At 65.2% G+C, this 5,624-nt stretch carries 7 protein-coding genes and 1 riboswitch; of the genes, 5 read left to right on the forward strand and 2 right to left on the reverse strand.

The features are described 5' to 3' along the window. Positions 1-105: 105 nt before the first annotated feature. A complete protein-coding gene (gene thiB, locus EN742_RS22090; RefSeq protein ID WP_126057894.1) occupies positions 106-1,110 on the reverse strand; it encodes a thiamine ABC transporter substrate binding subunit in 1,005 nt (334 codons plus the stop codon). Positions 1,111-1,153: 43 nt separating this feature from the next. Further along, a riboswitch (TPP riboswitch) is annotated at positions 1,154-1,267 on the reverse strand. A 102-nt stretch (positions 1,268-1,369) separates the two neighbouring features. Here thiB and EN742_RS22095 point away from each other — a divergent pair. After that, the gene (locus tag EN742_RS22095) at positions 1,370-2,014 is read left to right on the forward strand and encodes a thiamine diphosphokinase (RefSeq protein ID WP_126057893.1); all 645 of its coding nucleotides are present in this window, start codon (positions 1,370-1,372) and stop codon (positions 2,012-2,014) included. A 1-nt stretch (position 2,015) separates the two neighbouring features. Continuing rightward, positions 2,016-3,836, forward strand: a complete 1,821-nt coding sequence (locus EN742_RS22100; protein WP_127405535.1) for an ABC-F family ATP-binding cassette domain-containing protein — start codon at positions 2,016-2,018, stop codon at positions 3,834-3,836. A 22-nt stretch (positions 3,837-3,858) separates the two neighbouring features. Here the strand turns inward: EN742_RS22100 and EN742_RS22105 are convergent, their stop codons facing one another. Beyond that, entirely contained in the window at positions 3,859-4,797 is a 939-nt protein-coding gene (locus tag EN742_RS22105; RefSeq protein WP_126057891.1) for a homocysteine S-methyltransferase family protein, read from the reverse strand. 119 nt (positions 4,798-4,916) lie between these two features. Between EN742_RS22105 and EN742_RS22110 the strand changes: the two genes are divergently transcribed. The 3 genes from EN742_RS22110 (at position 4,917) to EN742_RS39515 (ending at position 5,425) form a co-directional block, all read left to right on the forward strand. Beyond that, positions 4,917-5,123 (forward strand): type II toxin-antitoxin system CcdA family antitoxin, encoded by a 207-nt coding sequence (locus EN742_RS22110; RefSeq protein ID WP_126057890.1) that lies wholly within the window; start codon positions 4,917-4,919, stop codon positions 5,121-5,123. Between the two features lie 96 nt (positions 5,124-5,219). Then, positions 5,220-5,306, forward strand: a complete 87-nt coding sequence (locus EN742_RS39510) for a CcdB family protein (protein WP_245455771.1) — start codon at positions 5,220-5,222, stop codon at positions 5,304-5,306. Beyond that, complete coding sequence (locus tag EN742_RS39515; RefSeq protein WP_245482286.1) at positions 5,306-5,425, forward strand: CcdB family protein; 120 nt, start codon at positions 5,306-5,308, stop codon at positions 5,423-5,425. The genes EN742_RS39510 and EN742_RS39515 overlap by 1 nt, the downstream gene beginning before the upstream one ends. Positions 5,426-5,624: the final 199 nt, after the last annotated feature.

A 5,624-nucleotide genomic window follows, 5' to 3' on the forward strand; every position in this document is an offset into this window, starting at 1 on the left:
AGGTTGGCGAAAACCGCCGTGACAGCCAATCTCCCCCCTTGAGGGGGAGATGTCCGGCAGGACAGAGGGGGGTGGCTTGGCGCAGACATCGAGGCGATCGAAAGCCTACTTGCTCATCGCCGCCAGCCATTCGTCCACCCAGGCCTTGCGGTTGGCGGCGACCTCATCGGCGCTGAACAGCAAGGTCTTGGTCGGCTTGACCAATTTGTCGAAGGCCGGATTGAGCGGCTTGTCGGTCTTACCGGCCGGGAACATCCAGTTGGTCTCGGGGATGACATCCTGGAATTTCGGGCCGGTCATGAAGGCGATGAACTTCTCCGCCAGCGGATTCTTCGCCCCTGTCGTGGTGATGCCGGCAACCTCGATCTGCAGATATTCGCCCTCCTCGAAGGACGCGGCCTGGTAGCGTTCAGTTTTCTCGGCGACCATGTGATAGGCCGGCGAGGTGGTGTAGGACAGCACCATCGGCGCCTCGCCCTTGGTAAACAGGCCATAGGCCTCGCTCCAGCCCGGCGTCACCGTCAGCACCTTGGACTTGAGCTTGGCCCAGGCTTCCGGCGCCTTGTCGCCATAGACCGACTTGACCCAGAGCAGCAGGCCGAGGCCGGGCGTCGAGGTGCGTGGATCCTGGATGACGATCTTGTCGGTGGCGCTGCCCTCGACCAGTTCCTTCAGGCTCTTCGGCGGGACTTTCAGCTTTTCGGTGTCGTAGACGACGGCGAAATAGCCATAGTCGAACGGCACGAATGTGTCGTCGCTCCAGTTGCCGGGGACATTGAGGCCGGACACGTCGCCATGCGGCGCGAACAGGCCGCTCGCCTTGGCTTCGGCCGTCAGGTTGGTGTCGAGGCCGAGCACGATGTCGGCCTTGGTCGCCGCGCCCTCCAGCTTGACGCGGTTGAGTAACGCCACGCCATCGGCGACCGAGACGAATTCGAGATCGCAGCCGCATTCGGCCTCGAATTCCTTCTTTACCGCCGGGCCGGGACCCCAGTCGGCGGTGAAGCTCTCATAGGTATAGACGGTGAGCTTGTCCTTCGCGGCCGCCGGACCCGCCAGAAGCGAAACCAGGCCGGTTGCCAGAACAAGGTGGGACAAGAGCGTGCGCATCGGCGCCTCCTTCGTTGGTATTGAAAGGAATTGAGGCGCCGGATGGTCCGAGACGTCTAATCCCTCCGCCGGTACAAACCGGATCAGGTTCAGCGGGTTGGCGGTTGCCTCTCAGCCGGTCCGCGAAAACCCGCGTCCGGCACCCCGTTAGAGCGTTTCGACACATAGGCCCGGGCACGGCACCGCGCAAGCGGAAGTTTGCCGGGTGCCTGCACCCCCGGCTTCCGTTTCTCGGGCGGGGCTGGTAAGGGCGACGCTCATGGGCACATTCACCATCCTGCTTGGCGGCGACCTCGTCCGCACGCCGCGGCTCGACAGCCAGCTGGCCGGCGCGCGCGTCATCGCCGCCGATGGCGGCATCGGCCATGCCCGCATGCTGGGCCTGACGCCTGAGCTCTGGGTCGGCGATTTCGATTCCGTGCCGCCGGATTTGCCGGATGATCTGGCCGCCGTGCCACGCCAGGTGTTTCCGGCCGAGAAGGACAAGACGGACGGCGAGTTGGCGATCGCCGCCGCCCTCGAGCGCGGCGCCACCGGCCTCGTGCTGGCCGGCGCCTTCGGCGGCAAGCGCGCTGACCACGCCTTCCTGCATCTGGCACTCGCGGTTCGCCTGGCCGAGGCCGGCATGAGCGTGGTTATGACCAGCGGCGCGCAGGAAGGCATTCCGCTTTTGCCTGGCAAGGCCGGCTTCGACTATGCCGACGGCACGCTGTTTTCGGTGCTCGGCTTCTCCGACCTTTCCGGCCTGAGCGTCGCCGGCGCCAAATGGCCGCTCGATCACGTCGAGGTGACGTTCGGCTCGTCGCTGACTATATCAAACGAGGTCAAGGGGCGGCTTGAGATCGCGCTCGGCCACGGGCGCGCGTTGCTGCTCGCTCACCCCTATCCCCTTCCTGAAAGCTGACATGGCCCCGCCTCTTCTCAATCTCGACGGGATAAGACTGACCTTCGGCGGCACGCCGCTGCTCGATGGCGCGGCGCTCAGCGCGTCCGCCGGCGACAAGATCGCGCTGGTCGGCCGCAACGGCTCCGGCAAGTCGACGCTGCTCAAGATCGCCGCCGGCATGATCGAACCACAGGATGGCGAGGTGTTCCGCCAGCCTTCGGCGACGGTGCGTTACCTGCCGCAAATGCCCGACATGGATGGCTTCGCCAATGTGCGCGCCTATGTCGAGGCAGGGCTCGGACCGGCCGACGATCCCTACCGCGCCACCTATCTGATGGAGCATCTTGGCCTGACCGGCGAGGAGCGGCCAAACGACCTTTCCGGCGGCGAGGCGCGCCGCGCGGCCCTTGCCCGCGTCATGGCGCCGGAGCCCGACATTCTGCTGCTGGACGAGCCGACCAACCATCTCGACCTGTCGGTGATCGAATGGCTGGAAGAGGAGCTTGCCCGCACCTCCTCGGCGGTGATCCTGATTTCGCACGACCGTCGTTTTCTCGAGCGCGTATCGCGCGCCACTGTCTGGCTCGACCGCGGCCAGACCAAACGGCTGGACAAGGGTTTCGGCCATTTCGAGGAATGGCGCGACCAGGTGCTGGAAGAGGAAGAGCGCGAGCAGCACAAGCTCGGCCGCCAGATCGTGCGCGAGGAGCACTGGCTGCGCTACGGCGTGACCGCACGGCGCAAGCGCAACATGCGACGGCTCGGCGAACTGCAGACCATGCGCCAGCGTTTCCGCAGCCATCGCGGCGCCGAGGGCACGGCCACCCTGGTGGCCAGCGACGCCGCCGAGTCCGGCAAGCTGGTGATCGAGGCCAAGAGCATCGAAAAGAGCTTCGGCGACCTCACCGTGGTCAAGGGCTTCTCGAGCCGCATCCAGCGCGGCGACCGCGTCGGTTTGGTCGGCCCGAACGGCGCCGGAAAAACGACGCTGCTGAAGATGCTGACCGGTGAACTGGCGCCTGACGCCGGCACTGTGCGGCTCGGCGTCAATCTCGAGATCGCCACGCTCGACCAGAAGCGCGAGGCCGTCGATCCGGCCGAGACGCTGGCGCACTACCTCACCGACGGGCGCGGCGAGAACCTTCTCGTCAATGGCGAGCAGCGCCATGTCGTTTCCTACATGAAGGACTTCCTGTTCAAGCCGGAGCAGGCGCGTACGCCGGTGCGCGAGCTTTCGGGCGGCGAACGCGCGCGGCTGCTGCTCGCCCGCGTGCTGGCCAGGCCCGCGAACCTGCTGGTGCTCGACGAGCCGACCAACGACCTCGACATGGAGACGCTGGAACTGCTTCAGGAACTGGTCGCCAGCTTTGCCGGCACGGTCATCCTGGTCAGCCACGATCGCGATTTCCTCGACCGCACCGTCACCAGCGTGATCGCGCCGGATGGCGCCGGCCGCTGGATCGAATATGCCGGCGGCTATTCCGATATGCTGGCGCAGCGCGGCGGCTCGAAGCTGGAGGATCGCAAGGCGAGGCCGAAAGCGGATACGGCGGAACAGGCGGCCACCGGCAAGGCAGAGCCGGCGCCGCCGAAAGTCCCAGCGAAGAAACTGTCGTTCAAGCAGAAATTCGCGCTGGAATCCCTGCCCAGGAAGATCGAGGCGGTGACCGCGTCGATCTCCAGGCTGGAGAACAACATCGCCGATCCCTCCTATTACGAGCGCGACCCGGCCTCGTTCCAGAAGACCATCGCCGCCCTCGACAAGGAACGCGCGACGCTGGCCGCGCTGGAAGAAGAGTGGCTGGAACTGGAGATGCTGCGCGAGGAAATGGAGGGGTAGTCCCTCCTCCCGCTAGCTGCCCTCACAGACAGGCGTCGCAGATCGCGGCAATATGGCGTCTGTCCGTGCCGCAGCAGCCGCCAAGCACGGCGATGTGACCGAAGCGGTCGCGCATCGCGCTATAGCGCCGACCGAAATCGACCGGATCGCCGGGGTCGAGTTCGGTCGCTGCGTCGAGCTCGGCATGGCTCTTGGCGGATGCGTTGGCCCGCACGCCGCGAATGCGACCTATCCAGCCTTCGCCGGCGGCAAGAACCGCATCGAAATGGCTGGGGTGCGCGCAGTTGATCATGAAATAGGCCGGGGCGCCGTCAGTCTCGTCGTCAACGGTTTCGATGGCGTCTTTCAGGCTTTCGCCGGAAGGCAGGCGCCCATCCGTCTCGACGGTGAAGGAAATCACCGATTGGAGCCCCGATGCCATGGCCGCGCAAGCTATGCCGGCGGCCTCGTGCGAATAGGTCATGGTGACGGCGCTGACCATATCGACGCCGGCATCGCGGAACGCTCTGATCTGGTCGCTGTGATAGGTTTCGGCCTCGGCCGTCGTCATCGCTGCATCGACCCGGTAGCCGTCGCCGCGCGGCCCGACTACCCCATTCACGAGGACAAGCATCCCACGCGCCGCATAGGGCGCTGCCAGCGCACGCGCCCACGTGACCGCGCGCCGGTTCGCGGCCGACAGCTCACTGCGCGAGTAGCCGAGTTTCCCGGCCCAGTCGGGATTGGCGCGCCATGTCGGCGTGTCGAGAACAAAGCCGACGCCGCGCTGTTCGGCGATATCCAGATATTGACGGAAATAGCGCCCGAGCCTCTCTCGGCCCTCATCGGTCGCAAGCAGGGGGAAAGCGGCAAAGAACGGCAGATCGAGCCCTTCCAGGAAGACGAGCGACGTTTCGAGGCCGCCATCTGTCAGAAGGATGGTTTCGCCGAGCTCACGAAGGTTGATCTTCGCATTGGTCATCGCCGTGCACGATCTCGCCCACCGATCTCGCGAACATTAGCATATGGCATCAATTTCGTCATGCCGCCCGCGCAGCCCAGCCGTTGCGGCGGTGCCCCGGATGCGCATATGGAATACGCATGTTGCGGAGGCCTCATTCACAGTTGATGAAGGAAGCAAAGGGGCTCAACGTGAACGTCTCGCGCGCCGCCGAAGCCGGGATAGCCGAAGCAGTGGCAGCCGAAAAGACGCGGCTCTGGAAGCTTGAGAACCGCGCAACGATGGACGCCTGGAACGGCTATGTCGAAGCACATGGTGTTCCGCTCAAGGAGCACCGGCAGTTCTGATGGCGCGCTACGACGTATTCGCCGCCAGACGGCATCGAAGGCGGCTATCCTCTCGACGTTCAATCCGATCTGCTCGATCACTTCAAGACACGGGTGGTGGTCCCACTTCTGCCCGTCTCGGTGGCGCCGCCTGCAATGCGGAAGCTCCATCCGATCTTTGAGATCAACGGACGCAGCTGGTGATGGCCACCCATCTGCTCGCCACGGTTTCGACGACGGAACTTGGCGCGAGCCGGCTGAACCTGATGCGGCCTCACGACGAGATCGCCGCTGCGCTCGACATGCCGTTCCAGGGGTTCTGAGCGGCGAGGGCCTCAAGCCACCGCTGCGAGTCAACCAGACGTCTTCGCCTGCCAGGCCTTCAGCGCCTCGTCGAACACCTTCTCGCCGGGGATGCCCTTTTCCATGGTGAGCAGGGCGCGCCGCCCGGTCTTGTAGACGACCGGCACATCGATCCAGTCCTGGCCCCTGAGCAGCGTCAGATTGGCGTCCTCATCGGCC

Source organism: Mesorhizobium sp. M4A.F.Ca.ET.020.02.1.1, from assembly GCF_004022645.1.
In the GTDB taxonomy this organism is placed as follows: Bacteria; Pseudomonadota; Alphaproteobacteria; order Rhizobiales; family Rhizobiaceae; genus Mesorhizobium.

What these genes read in the sequence shown, in the direction of transcription:
- thiB (WP_126057894.1), bottom strand. Translation starts at nt 1,110, where the DNA reads ATGCGCACGCTCTTGTCCCACCTTGTTCTGGCAACCGGCCTGGTTTCG.
- EN742_RS22095 (WP_126057893.1), top strand. Translation starts at nt 1,370, where the DNA reads ATGGGCACATTCACCATCCTGCTTGGCGGCGACCTCGTCCGCACGCCG.
- EN742_RS22100 (WP_127405535.1), top strand. Translation starts at nt 2,016, where the DNA reads ATGGCCCCGCCTCTTCTCAATCTCGACGGGATAAGACTGACCTTCGGC.
- EN742_RS22105 (WP_126057891.1), bottom strand. Translation starts at nt 4,797, where the DNA reads ATGACCAATGCGAAGATCAACCTTCGTGAGCTCGGCGAAACCATCCTT.
- EN742_RS22110 (WP_126057890.1), top strand. Translation starts at nt 4,917, where the DNA reads ATGTTGCGGAGGCCTCATTCACAGTTGATGAAGGAAGCAAAGGGGCTC.
- EN742_RS39515 (WP_245482286.1), top strand. Translation starts at nt 5,306, where the DNA reads ATGGCCACCCATCTGCTCGCCACGGTTTCGACGACGGAACTTGGCGCG.